Below are 14,968 nucleotides of genomic sequence, written 5' to 3' on the forward strand. Positions count from 1 at the left end.
CTGTTAACGAAGAGGGGCTTGCCCCTCTTTTTTGGTCATAAAAACGCCATCATGGTATGCTAGCCCCTCGCTTTGAGAGGTGGTTGTCGATGTTGTTGTTCATTCCTTTCGTATCGCTTTTTTGTGCCTTCTTCTTCTATGTTGATGCCCTCAAAGGGGGCCTGACACCGCGCCAATGGGCGTTGGGTGGGCTGGTCTTTGGCCCGGTGCTGTGGCCACTTTTACAGGTAAAAAAGCAGCTATGGATGCATCAAGTCTGCGGCTATGGCGGTGTGGCCTTTAGGGCATGACATAAAAGAAAAGGCGCTCAATGAGCGCCTTTTTTCATGCCCACCATTTATTGGCGGGAGTCACGGTGAGACGTAAAGTCTCAAGTCCCTTTGGGAGCTTTACCTGCCGTTTTTGATGATGGCCAAAAAGCCTTTTCAGCAGGGTAGACATGATGTTTACATTTCTACTTGGTCATCGATCAGCACGGTAACCGGGGCTGCGGTTACGGTAGCGTCGACAGAAGCAGTGCTGGGAGCAAAGAAGTTCAGAACAGTGGCAAGCAAAGTAGCAGTAAACATAAGACATTCCTCATTAAGATTGGGACTAAAGGTTTTGCCTTTTATCTAAAGCAGGTTGTGTGCCAACTTTTTAGTTTCATTTGTTCGTATCTTCTGGCCCCAACATTCCCTCGTTTTTTGTGACCAGCTCTTCAAATTCTCTGGCGGGTACCGGCCTGCCAAATAAGAAGCCCTGGCAAGTCGGGCAATTGAGATCTTTCAAAATGGCCAGTTGTTCCTCTGTTTCCACTCCTTCTGCCACCACATGCAGTTCCAGGCTGTCGGCAAGAGAAATAATGGCGCCGGTCAGATTCTTGGCACCTTGGTCAGATGTCAAATCTTTGACAAAAGCGCGGTCGATTTTGACGCTAGTGACCGGGAATTGACGAAGGTTTGACAGTGATGAATAACCTGTTCCGAAATCATCCATGGCCAGGGTGATATTGCGCGAGCGAAGCCTTTCCATGACGGCGATGGCACGGATGGGGTCTTCCATCATGGTGCTTTCAGTAATTTCCATTTCCAGTACATGGGCCGGTAATTGCGTTTCTGCCAACACCTTGTCGATTTGCGCGACCAAATCGCTGTGGCGAAATTGCCTTGCTGACAAGTTAATGGCGATACGCCCGGGGAAAATACCCTGCTCATGCCAGACCTTCACCTGCCTACAACTGGCTTCCAGCACCCAGTTGCCTACATCGAGAATAAGGCCGCTTTCTTCGGCGATGGGGATAAATTCAGCAGGAGAAATAAATCCGCCTTTGCCATCAGGCAAACGCAGCAGCGCTTCTGCGCCAGTGCAGCGACCGGTTGAGGTTTCGACCTTGGGCTGATAGTAAACGCTAAAGAGATCTTCTCTTAAGGCTTTGCGGATCCGGTTTTCGATGGCTAAGCGAGCGCTGGCTTGCTCGTTCATGGATGAGGAGAAGAACTGGCAGGTTTCGCTGCCCTCATGTTTGGCATGATACATGGCTGCATCAGCATTTCGCAGCAGGTGCTCAGGACTTAAACCGTCGTCGGGATAAAGGACCGCTCCAATAGCGCAAGACATGGTGAGCTCTTCACCCAGCAGATTGAAGGGCGTGAGTAACTGCTGGTGTAGCTCGGTGGAGAGCCGGGTAAGGTCGTCTAACTTATGGAAGTTATCAATGATGACCGCAAACTCATCACCACCCAGGCGATATAGGGTGTGATTGCTTTGCATAGCTTTTTGCAACCGCTCTGCGACTTCAATGAGCAGCAGGTCACCGAGCTGGTGGCCAAGCGAGTCATTAATCTGCTTGAAGTTATTCAAATCCAGCAGCAGCAAGGCAAAGTGCTGGCCCTTTCTCACCTGGCGGTCCAGGGTGCTCATAAAGAAACTGCGGTTAGGCAGGCCAGTTAGGGTATCGGTGTTAGTCAGTCTCTCCAGTTCTTTTTCTTTCTCTTTTCGCTCCGATATATCGGAGAACACGGCAACGAAGTTGTAGGAATCCTTCTCCTCATCAAACACTTTATCGATGGTGATCTCGATAGGATAAATAACCCCATTTTTGCGCTTGGCTTCGATCTCATCATGCCAGCGACCTGCCCGGTCTAGGGTCTGCTTAACCTGTTCGATAAAACTGTCGTTGTAGAGCGAGAAGTTCCAAGGCTGGCCCACCGCTTCCTCACGGCTTTGCCCGGTAATGGCGGTAAAGGAGTCGTTGATCTCCAGGATCACGAAATCCTGGTCGACAATGCATACCGCATCGGAAATATTCTTAAAAGAGGTTGCCAGCAGTTTGAGCATCTCTTCAGTTTTCTTTAAGTGAGAGATGTTTTTTAAGGTGCCGGTCATACGGCTCGGTAGACCATTGTCATCGTGTTCAACCACTCGCCCTCTGTCCAGGACCCAAACCCAGTTCATGGCTTTGTCGTGGACCCGATAGGCCACTTCAAACTCCTCTTTTTCACCAGTAAGGCATGCCTGCAGAGTAGTTTTTACCCTCTCTAGATCTTTGGGGTAAATATTGCTCTGGTTATCTTTACTTCTAAAGCCGTCTTCGGGGAGTAAGAAGTCATTCCAGATATTGGAGCGGTAGATATTTCCGCTTTTTATATCCCAGTCCCAGAGTTCATCACCACTCCCCCAGAGTGCCAGCTTAAGCCGTTCTTCGCTTTCAATTAGCTTGGCGTGTTGCTGGCGGCGATTATTGATGATCGACATCACATGAATGATAACCCCAAGAATAAGCAAGGAGTAGAGGAAAAATGCCATGTTACTACGCCACCAGGGCGGTAGTATGGTGATTGAGTATTGTGGTGACGTTGCCACAACTCTGGATTTATCCAAAGCTCGGAAGCTGATTTCATACAGCCCTGAATCCAACTTGCTTAGAGTGATAGAACTCGAGCCATCAAAGTTGTACCAACTGTCACCATAGCTGGATAATTTGTATTGAAGTTTTGCTCTGTCTGGAAAGGGATAATTTAACAGAGATACTGCGATATTGAGCGGATACTGGTAGCTTTCTAGCGTAATGTCTTTGGATTCGGCGAGTTTCTCCTGTAGTGCTGGTTTTGGTTCGTTATATATTTTAATACCGGATGTTAGGATACTGCCATTATAGCTTTCATCAGATAATTTTCTGACGTCGATAGTTGAAATTCCGCCAACACCACCAAATAATGCCAGCCCAGAGTGTGTCGTTGTTACTGAACCAGCAACATATTCGCTTAGTATCTGATAGCGTGAGTCAAAAATGTCGAGTAACGTCAGTTTGGCATCGATGTATTTATAAATTCGAATGCCTTTAGATGTTGATGAAATAATGTAAGTACTATTTTTCGTTTTTATTTTTGAGAAAGAGTAGGCATCTTCTCCTCTTTCAAGGCCAAGATCTAACTGTATGGTTCCATTTTCGTCGACACCTTGCCCTTTTTTGTTAAAAAATACTGGTGTATCGTTAACTGTCAATGTTGACTTCGTCCACTGATCTGAGACTTTTTGGAATAATGATTTATTTATTTCAAACTTGCATAAACCAGCATCACCGCCAACGAAAATATCATTGCCGCGTATTTTTAATAGGTTTGGGTAGCCAAAGTTACATCTGTTTAGATTTTTTATAAGTATTAGGTGGTTGTCGTTTATCTTGTACAGATCCTTATTTTCATCAAGTATGTACCAAGATTGATCGTGGTCAGCCTCAAGTACTTTATCTTTATGAATTATTGTCTTTACCCTTTTCTCCTCATCTATGATGTTTATACTATTTTCATTTGAAATCAGGAGTGTTTGGGCAGAAGAAAAAATACTAGAGGCTTTAAAGTTTTCCAACAGGATAACCGTTTTATCCCTACGGTTATATTTGTATAAGTTATGTATATTGTCAGAAAAGTAAATATCTTTATCCAATACGCCTATGTCTGCAACGTAAGTGAGCTGTTTAGACGGAGGTAACTTGATATTGCTCAACGCTAGGGGCGAGTGTTGATACTCTTTGAGGCCATCAGTATGGGTGCCAGCAATCAACAAGCTGTCATTTAGGGCGAGGGACCAGGTCTTGCCAGTGGAGATCTGCTGCTCGGTATTGTTCTTGATGATATATATGCCATTATCTCTGGCTAGAATAATCTCATCTTGTTGATTGATAAAGTCATTAACACTTCCTGTTGTCACAGCGGGAGATGCACTGAGATTGCCATCTGTTTTATAAAACCCTGAGCTTGATGCAATGTAAATATTGTCGTCAAGTTCCTTGATTTTATTTATTTTCATGCCGAAATAAGGAAGTTTTAATTCGGTGGAAAATTTTACATTTAGCGAGACTAGTCCTTCCGAAAACGTACCAAGTAAAAGACTATCATGGAGTTGGACAATAGATTTAACCTTTCCAATGTTTGCTATTTTCTTTTTTTGTTGTGTAAGGTAGTCATATTTCCATAGACTGTCTTGTGTTGAAATCAATAGCTCGTTTTCGTTGTATACGGAGACAGACCAAATAATTTGTCCGGCAAATGCAGGAACTTCAGTAACGGTATTTTTATGTGGTTCCTTGAACAATAACCCCCTTTGAGTACCAACCCAAAGCCGACCATCGTTATCAAACTGGACGCATCTGACAAAGTGGGAAGCTGATTCGTCCGAGTCTTCGTCCCCGAACTCGAATTTTTTCAGTTTTAAGCCATCAAACCGATACAGGCCGCCGGCGGTGGCTAACCAGTAAAAGCCATCCTGATCTTTTTTTATGTCAAACACCGACAGTTGCGACAGGCCATCGGCCTTGGTAATGGTTTTGTAGAGGTAGTAGTCGGAGTCGGTGGGAAGGGCGTCAGAGGCACTGGCCTGGCATGAGAGAAGGCATAGGACGAGGAAGCATGCGCTGAAGAGTCCTGAGGCAATGCGAGACATTCGGGGTTCCGGCAAACTTTTTATTAGGTTTATGAGACCTTTATATCGTAGTACATCAAAGAGTTAAATCTAATCTTGAAGGCAAAAGGCGCAATTGCACACTTTGCTACTCAAGGTGCGACAAGCCGCCCTTCGTGCGCGGCAGGCAGCTTGTCACAAGGCAACTTCAAGCAGACTTATAGAGCCGAGATTGGCTTTTGAATTCGCTGACATCACAGATGAACTGGCCTTCTTCAAGGGGCTCAAGGTTGCGGTGCTGCTGGCCAACGGACGCCAGCAGCAGGCGGTCGGCCGCCTTGGCCCTGAGCCTTTTCATCATCATTTTGATGAACTCGGTCTTGCTGAAGTTTTTCACGGTTTCTGCCAGGCGCTGACGCCAGTCAAAGGTCAGGTCACCTTGGCCTATGGCATGCCACAACCGGCTGGAACGGTCGGCCAAGGTGGCATCCGGCTGGTAGAGCTGGTGCAAGAGGGCGGACTGGGTGGCTTGCCATTGGCTTTGGCTCAGGCCCAGCAGCAGCAAGGAAAAGTCGCTGATGAAGTCGTCGATGGCGTCCAGCAATTGTACGGGGCCTGCCACCGGGCTTTGCACGTAAAACAGCAGGCCAGGCAGGCGCTGCATCGGGAAGAAGCTGACCCCCAGCATATAGCCGAGCTGCTGTTTGTTTCTGAGTTCATCAAAATAGGTGGCGCTCATCACCTGCTGGGCCAGCATGAAAAACACATGCTCCCTGGCCGAGGCGCTGCGACCCTGGTAGAACACCAGCAGCGCCGAGTCGGGGTGTTCAACGGCGTAGGTGCGCTGCAGTGGCCCGCGCTGATAAAGGCTCAGCACCTTGCGCACCGGCTCCTGGCCGCTGGCCCTGACAAAGACTTCTTCAAGCCAAGGCGTTACTTCTTCGCGCGGCGCACTGCCGTGGACAAGGCCTTCGACAAAAAGCGATTGGGTGACCTGCTGCTGGTGGTTAACCAGATCCTCAAAACTGAGCTGCTCCATTTCCCGCGCCAGCCTGGCATAACCGGGGTGGCTGGGTTGCAGCAGCCGGGTAAGCTCGGCCAGCAGTTGCTGCACCGGTTTTTGCTGCTTTAAGGAATGGTATTGGCGGATCAGTGCCTTACGGCACATATCCAGGGTATGCTCCGGCGGCGGCTGGTCCAGCAGCCTTTGAGTGATGTGGCTAAATAGCCGGTGCTGGCGCCCAAGGATCCCCCCCAGTTGCAAGGTGATACCGGCCTGCTGGGGATAGAGCTGCCAGCTGAGCCCAGCCAGCTCGGCGTCGTAAAGCTCACCGGTGAGGGATTCAGACACCATGTCCAGCCAAAGCCGGGTCAGGGCAATGTGTTTGGGGCTCGCCATGGCATGGGGGCTTTCCATGGCGAGATAAAGGTGGCCCTTGGGCAACCTGAAGTCAGGGTCCTGCCAGTGCCATAGCCGCAGGTGAGGGCTTTCCCTGACCTTATCGGGCCGCTGCTTAACCTGTTTAAGCGGCGCCGGCTCCGGGGCGTCGCCCAAGAACAGGTTGGGGGTCGGCAGATGCAACTGGGGCAGCAGGGCGGGGCTGTGCCAACGGCTTAGCCATTCCTTGCTGATGGGCCTAGTAAAAAAGGGTGTGTGATACCAGGGGGCTTCGGCTTCCCCTTCCACGTCGGGGGAAACTAGGCCCAGGCGCAGGTTATCTGGCGTTAAAAAATCCAGCCAGTAACGAATGCGCTCCGGGTTGAAGTCGCTCATCACAAAATCGCCGTAGAGCACATCATCGGGCGGGTATTGCAGCAGGTTGACCGCCAGGTGGCTGCAATAATCCATGGGCTCTGTCACTTCCATCAGCCGGAAGGATTGCTCGGCAAGGCGCTGGCGCTCGGCAAAGCGCCATCCTTCCAGCCCTTCTGTTCTGATAAGGGTGAGCATGGCGAACAGGGCTTCGACAATCTCTACCTGGTGCTGCTCCCCAAGAGGGGTGAGCAGGAACTGCACCGTGTATTCACGAAAGCCACTGCCACTGATGCCGCCGCCGGCCGACAGCGCCTCAACCCAGTTTTTATCCTTGAGATAGGCCAGCAGGCTGCCTTCCCCTTCATGGCCCAACAGGTGGCTGATAAAGGTCAGAGGCTTTTGCCGGTATTCGCTTTGCACCGACGGCAGCGGGAAGTTGATGGCCAGGCGGCGCTGATCTTTCAGCGGCTTGGCCGACACCTGAAACGGCAGGTTTTGATAAAGGCGGGTGCCTTCCCAAAAGGCCGGCACTTTATCGCCGCGGCGGATATCTGAGAAATAACTGTGCGCCCAGGACGACAGCTCAGCCACCGACTGCGGGCCGTAGAGCACCAGGGTCATGTTACCGGCGTGGTAGTGGCGCTCATAAAGGGCGCGGGCCTCACCGGCCAGCTCCACCGGGTCGCCGGCCAAGGTCTCGAGGTTGCCTACCGAGAACTTGCTAAAGGGGTGCTCGGGGTTAACCACCGCTTTGTGCACCTGATAGAGGCGGCGGGTGTCGTCTTGCAACTTGAGGCGATACTCGGCCTCAATGGCGTGGCGCTCGTTATCTACTGATTCCGGCTGTAGCAGCGGGCACACGAAGAACCGCGAGAATCGCCACAGCGCCTCGGAAAAATGATTGGGCTGAACGTCAAAAAAGTAGCTGGAATGCTCAGTGCCGGTCCAGGCGTTATGGTTGCCGCCGGCGCGCTGAATAAAACTTTGATACTCACCGTCCCCCGGGTGCGTATCAGTACCCAGGAACAGTAAATGTTCCACAAAGTGGGCCAGGCCTTCGCGGTGAGGCGGGTCAAAAAAGTGCCCCACGCGCACCGCAACCGCAGCGGCGGCTCTGTGGCTCTTGGCGTCCTCAACCACCAGTACAGGCAGGCCGTTGGCCAGGGTGATGTGTCGGTAAGTACGGTGATCAAAAGGACTTTTGCGCACAATGGCCCCTGTTGGGAGGTAGAACCTACATTATGACCATCCTTGGTAAGATTGGAAACGCCAGCGCCTTTCTGTACACTGCGCGACCAATCTATTTTGGAGTTTTACCATGCAGATCCTGGTAATGCGCCACGGCGAAGCCGAGGGGCAAATCACCCACGACGCCGAGCGTCGGCTAACCCCCCATGGCCAGCAACAGGCCAAGGCCCAGGGAGAGTGGTTAAAGAGCCAGGATTGGCAACCCGATGCGTTGTGGGTCAGTACCTACTTGCGTGCCCAGCAGACCGCCGATCAGGCCCTGCGCGCCCTGGGCGCCAGCCCCAAACGCCTGGTGCTGAGCGAGCTTACCCCCGACGGCAACGCTCAGGCGGTGGCCGATTTAGTGGCGGCGTCACCGGAAATCGAGCGGCTGCTTATCGTTTCGCATATGCCGCTGGTCTCTTACCTGGTGGAGAAGTTAGTGCCCGGCGAAGTGCCCATGGCCTTTGCCACGGCGCAGGTCGTGGTGATTGATATTGAAGACGGCAAGGCCAAAGTAAGCCTTCGCCAACTGTCCTCAGTGGACTGAGTCCACCAGTACCAGCAGCGCCCCCTGGCCCCCGTATTCTCTGGGTGCCGAATGCATTGCCAGCACCTTGGGGTGCTGCGCGAGCCAGTTCGGAACCTGCTGTTTCAGCGCGCCGGTGCCGATGCCATGCATGATGCAAAGGCAAAACACCTGATCTTTTATGGCCCGGTCAATTAACGCCACCAATTCGAGCTTGGCGCTTTCGCGGGTCATGCCGTGCAGGTCCAGGGTCATTTCCGGGGCATAGTCGCCCCGGCGCAACTTTTTCAGCTCCCCAGCCGACACCCCATCTCGCACATAATTGGGCCAGTTTTCACCTAAGTGGGGCTGGTAGCTGTCAGAAAAGTAAAAACTCGCCTCCCGGGCGGTCTTTTGATCGGCTAATTGGCGGCGCTTGGGGCGTCGCGGGCGGTCATGGCCTATGGTATCCTGCGCCAGCGGCCGGGTACCGGCCATGGCTTCACGGAAAAGTGCCAGTTCGTCGTTGTCGATGGGGGGCTTTTTCATGGGGCCATAGTGTAGCCCAGCGCGGTGCCGGGCTGAAATGGGAGGTAGCATTGGACAAGATTTTTTTAGATGAAGCCGTTGCCGAGCTTCACAGTATCCAGGACATGATCCGCTGGGCCGTCAGTCGCTTCAGCGCCGCCAACATCTATTACGGCCACGGCACCGACAATCCTTGGGATGAAGCCGTAGCCCTGGTCCTGGCTACCCTCTACTTGCCCATTGATATCGACAACGACACCCGCCATGCCCGTCTCACCGTGTCTGAGCGCCAGCGTATCGTCGAGCGCATCATGGTGCGCATCCAAGAGCGCAAACCGGTGCCTTACATCACCAACCAGGCCTGGTTCTGCCACATGCCCTTTTACGTGGACGAGCGGGTACTGATCCCCCGCTCCCCCATCGGCGAGCTGATTGAGCAGCGCTTCTCCCCCTGGCTGGACGGTCGCGATGTCACCCGTATTCTCGACCTTTGCACCGGCTCCGGCTGCATCGGCATCGCTTGCGCCCATTACTTTCCCGAAGCGGAAGTGGACATCACCGATCTGTCCAAAGACGCCCTGGCGGTAGCCGAGCGCAACATCGAAGAACACGGCATGTTGCACCAGGTCACCCCTATTCACTCGGATCTGTTCCGCGCCATTCCCGAGGGTGAAAAGTACGACCTTATCGTTACCAACCCCCCTTATGTTGACGCCGAAGACATGTCGGACTTGCCCGGTGAATACCACCACGAGCCAGCCGTGGCCCTGGCCGCCGGTACCGATGGCCTGAAATTGGTAAACCGCATTCTCGCCAATGCCGGTAAGCACCTCAAAGAGGGCGGCATTTTGATTTGCGAAGTGGGCAACAGCGAAGTGCACATGAACCACCAGTACCCCGAGTTGCCCATTGTCTGGCTGGAGTTCGAGCGCGGCGGCAGCGGCGTATTCCTTATTACCAAGGAAGATCTGGACCAGCACGCTGACCTGTTCAGCCTCTATAAGGATTAACCATGGCCGGCAACACCTTTGGCACCATCTTTACCGTCACCACCTTTGGCGAAAGCCACGGCCTAGCCCTGGGCGCCATTGTTGACGGCTGCCCCCCTGGGCTTGAGCTGACCGAGGCGGATCTCCAGCACGACCTGGACCGTCGCCGCCCTGGCACCTCCCGTTACACCACACCGCGCCAGGAGCCCGATCAGGTCAAAATCCTCTCTGGCACCTTTGAGGGCAAAACCACCGGTACCCCCATTGGCCTGCTGATTGAAAACACCGATCAGCGCTCTCAGGATTACTCCGAAATAGCCCGCCAGTTCCGCCCTGGCCATGCTGACTACGGCTATCACCACAAATACGGCCTGCGCGATTATCGCGGCGGTGGCCGTTCCAGCGCCCGCGAAACCGCCATGCGGGTGGCCGCTGGCGCTATCGCCAAAAAATGGCTGGCGCAATTTGGCGTGACTATTCGCGGCGCCCTGGTGGCCATGGGCGAGGTGGACTGCCCGGTTACCGACTGGAGCCAGGTGGAGCAAAACCCCTTTTTCTGCGGTAACCCCGACAAACTGGACGACTTGGACGAGCTGCTGCGCGCCATCAAAAAAGAAGGGGATTCGGTCGGTGCCAAGGTAATGGTGGAAGCCAGCGGCGTACCGGTGGGCCTCGGCGAGCCGGTGTTTGACCGCCTCGATGCCGATATCGCCAAGGCGATGATGTGCATCAACGCCGTCAAGGGCGTGGAAATTGGCGACGGTTTCGAAGCGGCCCGCCAACGCGGCTCCGAGCACCGCGACGAAATCACCCCGGAAGAGGGTTTCCTCACCAACCACGCCGGCGGCATTTTGGGCGGTATCAGTACTGGCCAGAGCATCAGCGTCAACATCGCCCTCAAGCCCACCTCCAGCATCAAGGTGCCGGGGCGCAGCATCGATGTCGACGGCAACGCCGTGGAAGTGGTGACCAAAGGCCGCCACGACCCTTGTGTGGGCATTCGCGCCGTCCCCATCGCTGAAGCCATGCTGGCGTTGACCCTGATGGACCACTGGTTGCGCCACCGAGGGCAAACCGGACGCATTTAAGCCGTATGCACCAATACTCTGACCTCATCATGCTCTTTAACGATTGCTTCTTGGCCAGCCACAACACGGTGCTGGTCAGGGGCGACGACGAGCCCATTTACCTGCCGGCAGACAGCGACAGCCCCCATCACCGGGTGGTGTTCGCCCACGGCTACTTCGCTTCTGGACTTCATGAGATCGCCCATTGGTGCCTGGCTGGGGAGCAGCGCCGCCAACAGGTGGATTACGGCTACTGGTACTGCCCGGACGGCCGCGACGACGCCCAGCAAAAGGCCTTCGAATCCGTTGAAGTCAAACCCCAGGCCATCGAATGGGGCCTGTGCGTTGCAGCCGGTTTTCGCTTTAACGTCAGCACCGACAACCTAAGCGGCAGCGCCGAGCCCGACCGGGCTGGCTTTCAGCGCAAGGTCCACGGCCAGGTGCTGCGCTACCTAGAAGATGGCTTTCCCCCTCGCGCCGCCCACTTTATGGCGGCTTTGGCGACGTTCTACGGACAAAAGCCACCGGTGGCGGCAGATTTTCCTTTGCCGGAGGCGCTATGAAGCTTGGCCTTATCATCAATCCGGTGGCAGGGGTTGGCGGCAGCGTTGCCCTTAAGGGCAGCGACGGTGTCGTTGAAGAAGCCCTGGCCCGTGGCGCCATCAAGCAGGCCAATAACCGTACCCGCACCGCCCTGGAACCCTTACTGGCGGTAAAAGATAAGCTGTCTTTTATCACCGCCTCCGGTGAGATGGGCGCCGATCTCCTTCAAGAGATGGGCTTTCGCTTTGAGGTGGCCTACCAGGCGCCAAAGGACACCTCTGCCGAAGACTCCAAAGCTGCCGCCAAGGCGCTACTGGATAAGCACGTTGAGCTGCTGCTGTTTGCCGGCGGCGACGGCACGGCGCGGGATATCTGCGCCGTCGTGGAAGAAACCCTGCCGGTACTGGGAGTCCCCGCCGGCTGTAAAATCCATTCTGGGGTTTACGCTGTTACCCCCAAGGCGGCCGGGGAGCTGATTGCCTCCTTGCACCGCGGCGAGCTGTTGAGCCTGGTGGACGCCGATGTCATGGACATCGACGAGAGCCAGTTTCGCCAGGGGGTGGTGCGCGCCAAACGCTTTGGCGAAATGCGCATTCCCAGCTCCTTGCGTTACGTGCAGGCGGTCAAGCAGGGCGGCAAGGAATCGGATGAGCTGGTGCTGCACGACATCGCCAGCGAGGTTATCAGCCGCATGGAGCCTGGAGCGCGCTTTGTGATGGGCTCGGGCAGCACTGTGGCCTTTATCATGGAAGAGCTGGGCCTTGCTAACAGCCTGCTGGGGGTTGACCTTATTGAGGATGAGCAGCTGTTAGGCAGTGACCTTACCGAAGCGCAGCTCTTTGAGGCCATCATTCCCGGCACCAAGCTGGTGATCACCCTGATTGGCGGCCAGGGCCATCTTTTTGGCCGCGGCAACCAGCAGCTGAGCCCCAGGGTGATTCGCGCCATCGGCCGCGACAACATCCTGGTGGTGGCCACCAAGCGCAAATTACAAGCCTTGGACGGGCGCCCCCTTATCATCGATACCGGCGACGCGGCCTTAGACCGAGAGCTCACCGGTATTTACCCCATCATCACCGGCTACCGGGACAGCGTTATGTACCGGGCCGCCAACCCGACGGACTGATATGGCTTACCAGCAGTTTCTAGATAATATCCAAACCCAACTGGACGATTTGGTCGTGACCGGCAATGACGATGACCTCTTTGCCGGCGGCTACCTGCAAGGCCATGTGATGCTTTCGGCCGGCCAATACGAGCTGGAAGAAGCCGAGCCGCAAATTGATGTGTTAAAGACCCGCGTCCTAGCCAGCCTTAATAAAGCCATCGAAGCCGGTGAGCTAAACCCCCAGGATCAGGCACTGGTAGTGGGCCTTTGGGAGCGGGTCAGCCAGTAAAGGCGCTACTGCGCTTACCAATAAAAAGGCTCGGGTGTGGCGCAGATTTGCACTGCGTTGGCCCGGGCCTTTTTGGTTTTATTGGCGTCCCTCGCTGGGCCCTTGAGTTTAGATAGAAAGGCCCTTCTTAAGCCTGCGAACCCAAAACCGGTTGGGCATGATGGCATCCAGCACCGCCTTAGGCAGCGGCAGCGGCTCGGCTAGCATTTGCGACACCAATACATCGGCGCACAACAGCCCCGAGGTGACGCCCCGGGCGCCAAGGCCGCCCAGTAGCCAGACTCCTTCATATTCGGTAGCCGCCATTTCGCGCTCACTCTTGCCCTCAAAACCGGCCGGGTCGGGCAGGGCGCCCACTACCGGCAGGTGGTCCCGCAGCACCACCCGGGTGCCGGCATTACCGCCCACCACGTCTTCGGGTAGCCAATCGGCGTCCGGGAAGCTGGCCTTCATCTTGGCGAGATTCTCTTGGTGCTCTTCATCCCGCACCGCGATATCCAAATCCTGGCGTACAAAGCTGGCGCCGATACAAAGAGCCCCAACCTCGGGGGGCGTCATATAACCGTTGTGGCACAGCACGGTATTAAGGCTGGCCAACTGGCCGTCGGCTTTGACTTGGCTGATTTGCCCGCGCACGGCGGTAAGCGGCAGCTTCTCGGCCAGGGCGATATTACCGGGGCCGGCGGCAAGAATAAGGTTATCGAAAGTGCCCAGCACGGTGTCCCCGGCCAAGAGCTGCCAACCCTCGGCGCTGTGGCTAAAGCCGGTGACCTCCACATCAAACTGCACCTTGCTGCCGGCCAGCAGCCAGTCCACCAGCGCCGGCGGTTTCAGCCAGCCCGCCTTTTCAAAGTAAAGGCCAGGGTAGGGCAGGGATACCCCGGCGAGAGCGCTGGCCTCTTCTTCGCTCACATAGCGGCAAAGGGCCGGGTAGCCCTCGGCTAGGCGCGGGTAGCGGGCCTTGAGCTTGTCGTCCAGCGCCAGTTGCAGCAGGCCGTCGAGGCCTTGGGGAATGCCGCTTTCAATGGCAATGCGGCGACTGTAGCCAAAGGCGCTGGCAAAAAGCTGGCTGACGGCGTCTTGGTCGATGTTTAACAGCGGGTAGAGGGCCCCTTGGGGGTTACCTGAGGCGCCGACGGCGGCCAGATTGTCTTTACAAAAAAGGGTTGCTTCGATGCCCCGGCGCTTTAACTGCCAGGCACAGGCGGCGCCGGCAAGGCCAGCGCCGACAATGGCTACCTTGCCAAGCTTCTTCGCCGGGCGCCTTTGATAAATGGTGGCCGCAGGCTCGATGTTGGGCGCTACCAAGTTGCCTGCCAGCATCTCCCTTTTGGTGCCAAAGCCCGGCACTTTGTTGGCGGCAAAGCCGGCGGCACTCAGGCCCCGGCGCACAAAGCCGGCGGCTGTAAAGGTGGCGAAGGTGCCGCCGGGTTTGGCAAGCTTGGCCATGGCGTCAAACAGGCTTTGTTGCCACATCTCCGGGTTTTTAGCCGGGGCAAAGCCGTCTAAAAACCAGGCGTCCACCAGGCCCCCTTGGGGGCGCTGCCAACTGGGTAGCAATTCTTTAATGTCCCCCAGCCACAAGTCCAGAGTGACCTTGCCAAACAGCAGGCGATGGCAGCCTTCTACGGCGTCGGGGTACTGCTCGATAAGCTGCACCGAGAGCGCGGCAAGTTCGGGCCAGGCATTAAGGGCGGCGGTTAAATCGCTGCGGCTTAGGGGAAATTTCTCGGTGGAGATAAAGTGCAGCCGCGCCTTGGGGCCTGCGTGTTCATTAAAAGCCTGCCAGGCGGCCAGGAAATTAAGGCCGGTGCCAAAGCCGGTTTCGGCGATAACAAAGGCCCCTTGGTGATCGCTAAAACGCTGGGGCAGGCCGTTATTGCGCAGGAACACGAAGCGACTTTCTTCAAGGCCCGATGCGTTGGAAAAGTAAACGTCATCAAAGTCTTGGGCTACCGGAGTACCCTGTTCATTGAAATGTATGGCGGCCTGTCGCATTGTTGTCATTCCCAGAGCTTAGGGTGGCGTATTCTACCCTCGGCATGGATGTTGGGCCATGGGGAAAGCCGACC

The 14,968-nt window shown here is 55.2% G+C and carries 12 protein-coding genes; 7 read left to right on the plus strand and 5 right to left on the minus strand.

The annotated features are described in order from the left end of the window. The first annotated feature begins 89 nt into the window (after positions 1-89). The gene (locus AC22G1_RS07595) at positions 90-290 is read left to right on the plus strand and encodes a hypothetical protein (protein WP_417356312.1); all 201 of its coding nucleotides are present in this window, start codon (positions 90-92) and stop codon (positions 288-290) included. A 156-nt stretch (positions 291-446) separates the two neighbouring features. Here the strand turns inward: AC22G1_RS07595 and AC22G1_RS07600 are convergent, their stop codons facing one another. The 3 genes from AC22G1_RS07600 to AC22G1_RS07610 form a co-directional block, all read right to left on the minus strand. Continuing rightward, a complete protein-coding gene (locus tag AC22G1_RS07600; protein ID WP_487316217.1) occupies positions 447-569 on the minus strand; it encodes a hypothetical protein in 123 nt (40 codons plus the stop codon). A gap of 76 nt (positions 570-645) precedes the next feature. Then, the gene (locus AC22G1_RS07605) at positions 646-4,923 is read right to left on the minus strand and encodes an EAL domain-containing protein (protein WP_487316218.1); all 4,278 of its coding nucleotides are present in this window, start codon (positions 4,921-4,923) and stop codon (positions 646-648) included. A 166-nt stretch (positions 4,924-5,089) separates the two neighbouring features. Beyond that, positions 5,090-7,846, minus strand: coding sequence for an insulinase family protein (locus AC22G1_RS07610; RefSeq protein WP_487316219.1), 2,757 nt, complete (start codon positions 7,844-7,846; stop codon positions 5,090-5,092). 109 nt (positions 7,847-7,955) lie between these two features. On the opposite strand from AC22G1_RS07610, the gene sixA reads away from it, so the two are divergent. Continuing rightward, positions 7,956-8,414, plus strand: coding sequence for a phosphohistidine phosphatase SixA (gene sixA / locus AC22G1_RS07615; RefSeq protein WP_487316220.1), 459 nt, complete (start codon positions 7,956-7,958; stop codon positions 8,412-8,414). Here sixA and smrB read toward each other — a convergent pair. Next, entirely contained in the window at positions 8,403-8,921 is a 519-nt protein-coding gene (gene smrB, locus AC22G1_RS07620; RefSeq protein WP_487316221.1) for an endonuclease SmrB, read from the minus strand. The genes sixA and smrB overlap by 12 nt on opposite strands. A gap of 50 nt (positions 8,922-8,971) precedes the next feature. On the opposite strand from smrB, the gene prmB reads away from it, so the two are divergent. From prmB to AC22G1_RS07645, 5 genes are read left to right on the plus strand one after another with little or no spacing between them, the layout of a single operon-like run. Next, complete coding sequence (gene prmB / locus AC22G1_RS07625; protein WP_487316222.1) at positions 8,972-9,910, plus strand: 50S ribosomal protein L3 N(5)-glutamine methyltransferase; 939 nt, start codon at positions 8,972-8,974, stop codon at positions 9,908-9,910. Positions 9,911-9,912: 2 nt separating this feature from the next. Continuing rightward, positions 9,913-10,977 (plus strand): chorismate synthase, encoded by a 1,065-nt coding sequence (aroC, locus tag AC22G1_RS07630; protein WP_487316223.1) that lies wholly within the window; start codon positions 9,913-9,915, stop codon positions 10,975-10,977. A 5-nt stretch (positions 10,978-10,982) separates the two neighbouring features. Further along, positions 10,983-11,519 carry an elongation factor P hydroxylase gene (locus AC22G1_RS07635; protein ID WP_487316224.1) on the plus strand — a complete coding sequence of 179 codons (537 nt, stop codon included), beginning with the start codon at positions 10,983-10,985 and terminating at the stop codon, positions 11,517-11,519. Continuing rightward, complete coding sequence (locus tag AC22G1_RS07640) at positions 11,516-12,625, plus strand: ATP-NAD kinase family protein (RefSeq protein ID WP_487316225.1); 1,110 nt, start codon at positions 11,516-11,518, stop codon at positions 12,623-12,625. Before AC22G1_RS07635 ends, AC22G1_RS07640 begins: the two co-directional genes overlap by 4 nt. Before the next feature lies 1 nt (position 12,626). Further along, on the plus strand, positions 12,627-12,896 hold the full coding sequence (locus tag AC22G1_RS07645) for a YfcL family protein (protein WP_487316226.1): 270 nt from the start codon (positions 12,627-12,629) through the stop codon (positions 12,894-12,896). Positions 12,897-13,004: 108 nt separating this feature from the next. Here AC22G1_RS07645 and mnmC read toward each other — a convergent pair whose 3' ends face one another. Beyond that, positions 13,005-14,894, minus strand: coding sequence for a bifunctional tRNA (5-methylaminomethyl-2-thiouridine)(34)-methyltransferase MnmC2/FAD-dependent 5-carboxymethylaminomethyl-2-thiouridine(34) oxidoreductase MnmC1 (gene mnmC / locus AC22G1_RS07650; protein ID WP_487316227.1), 1,890 nt, complete (start codon positions 14,892-14,894; stop codon positions 13,005-13,007). Positions 14,895-14,968: the final 74 nt, after the last annotated feature.

Source organism: Gallaecimonas zhanjiangensis (assembly GCF_057624825.1).

Coding starts and splice junctions, on each gene's coding strand:
- AC22G1_RS07645 (WP_487316226.1), top strand. CDS start 12,627: ATGGCTTACCAGCAGTTTCTAGATAATATCCAAACCCAACTGGACGAT.
- AC22G1_RS07595 (WP_417356312.1), top strand. CDS start 90: ATGTTGTTGTTCATTCCTTTCGTATCGCTTTTTTGTGCCTTCTTCTTC.
- smrB (WP_487316221.1), bottom strand. CDS start 8,921: ATGAAAAAGCCCCCCATCGACAACGACGAACTGGCACTTTTCCGTGAA.
- sixA (WP_487316220.1), top strand. CDS start 7,956: ATGCAGATCCTGGTAATGCGCCACGGCGAAGCCGAGGGGCAAATCACC.
- AC22G1_RS07600 (WP_487316217.1), bottom strand. CDS start 569: ATGTTTACTGCTACTTTGCTTGCCACTGTTCTGAACTTCTTTGCTCCC.
- mnmC (WP_487316227.1), bottom strand. CDS start 14,894: ATGCGACAGGCCGCCATACATTTCAATGAACAGGGTACTCCGGTAGCC.
- AC22G1_RS07635 (WP_487316224.1), top strand. CDS start 10,983: ATGCACCAATACTCTGACCTCATCATGCTCTTTAACGATTGCTTCTTG.
- AC22G1_RS07605 (WP_487316218.1), bottom strand. CDS start 4,923: ATGTCTCGCATTGCCTCAGGACTCTTCAGCGCATGCTTCCTCGTCCTA.
- AC22G1_RS07640 (WP_487316225.1), top strand. CDS start 11,516: ATGAAGCTTGGCCTTATCATCAATCCGGTGGCAGGGGTTGGCGGCAGC.
- aroC (WP_487316223.1), top strand. CDS start 9,913: ATGGCCGGCAACACCTTTGGCACCATCTTTACCGTCACCACCTTTGGC.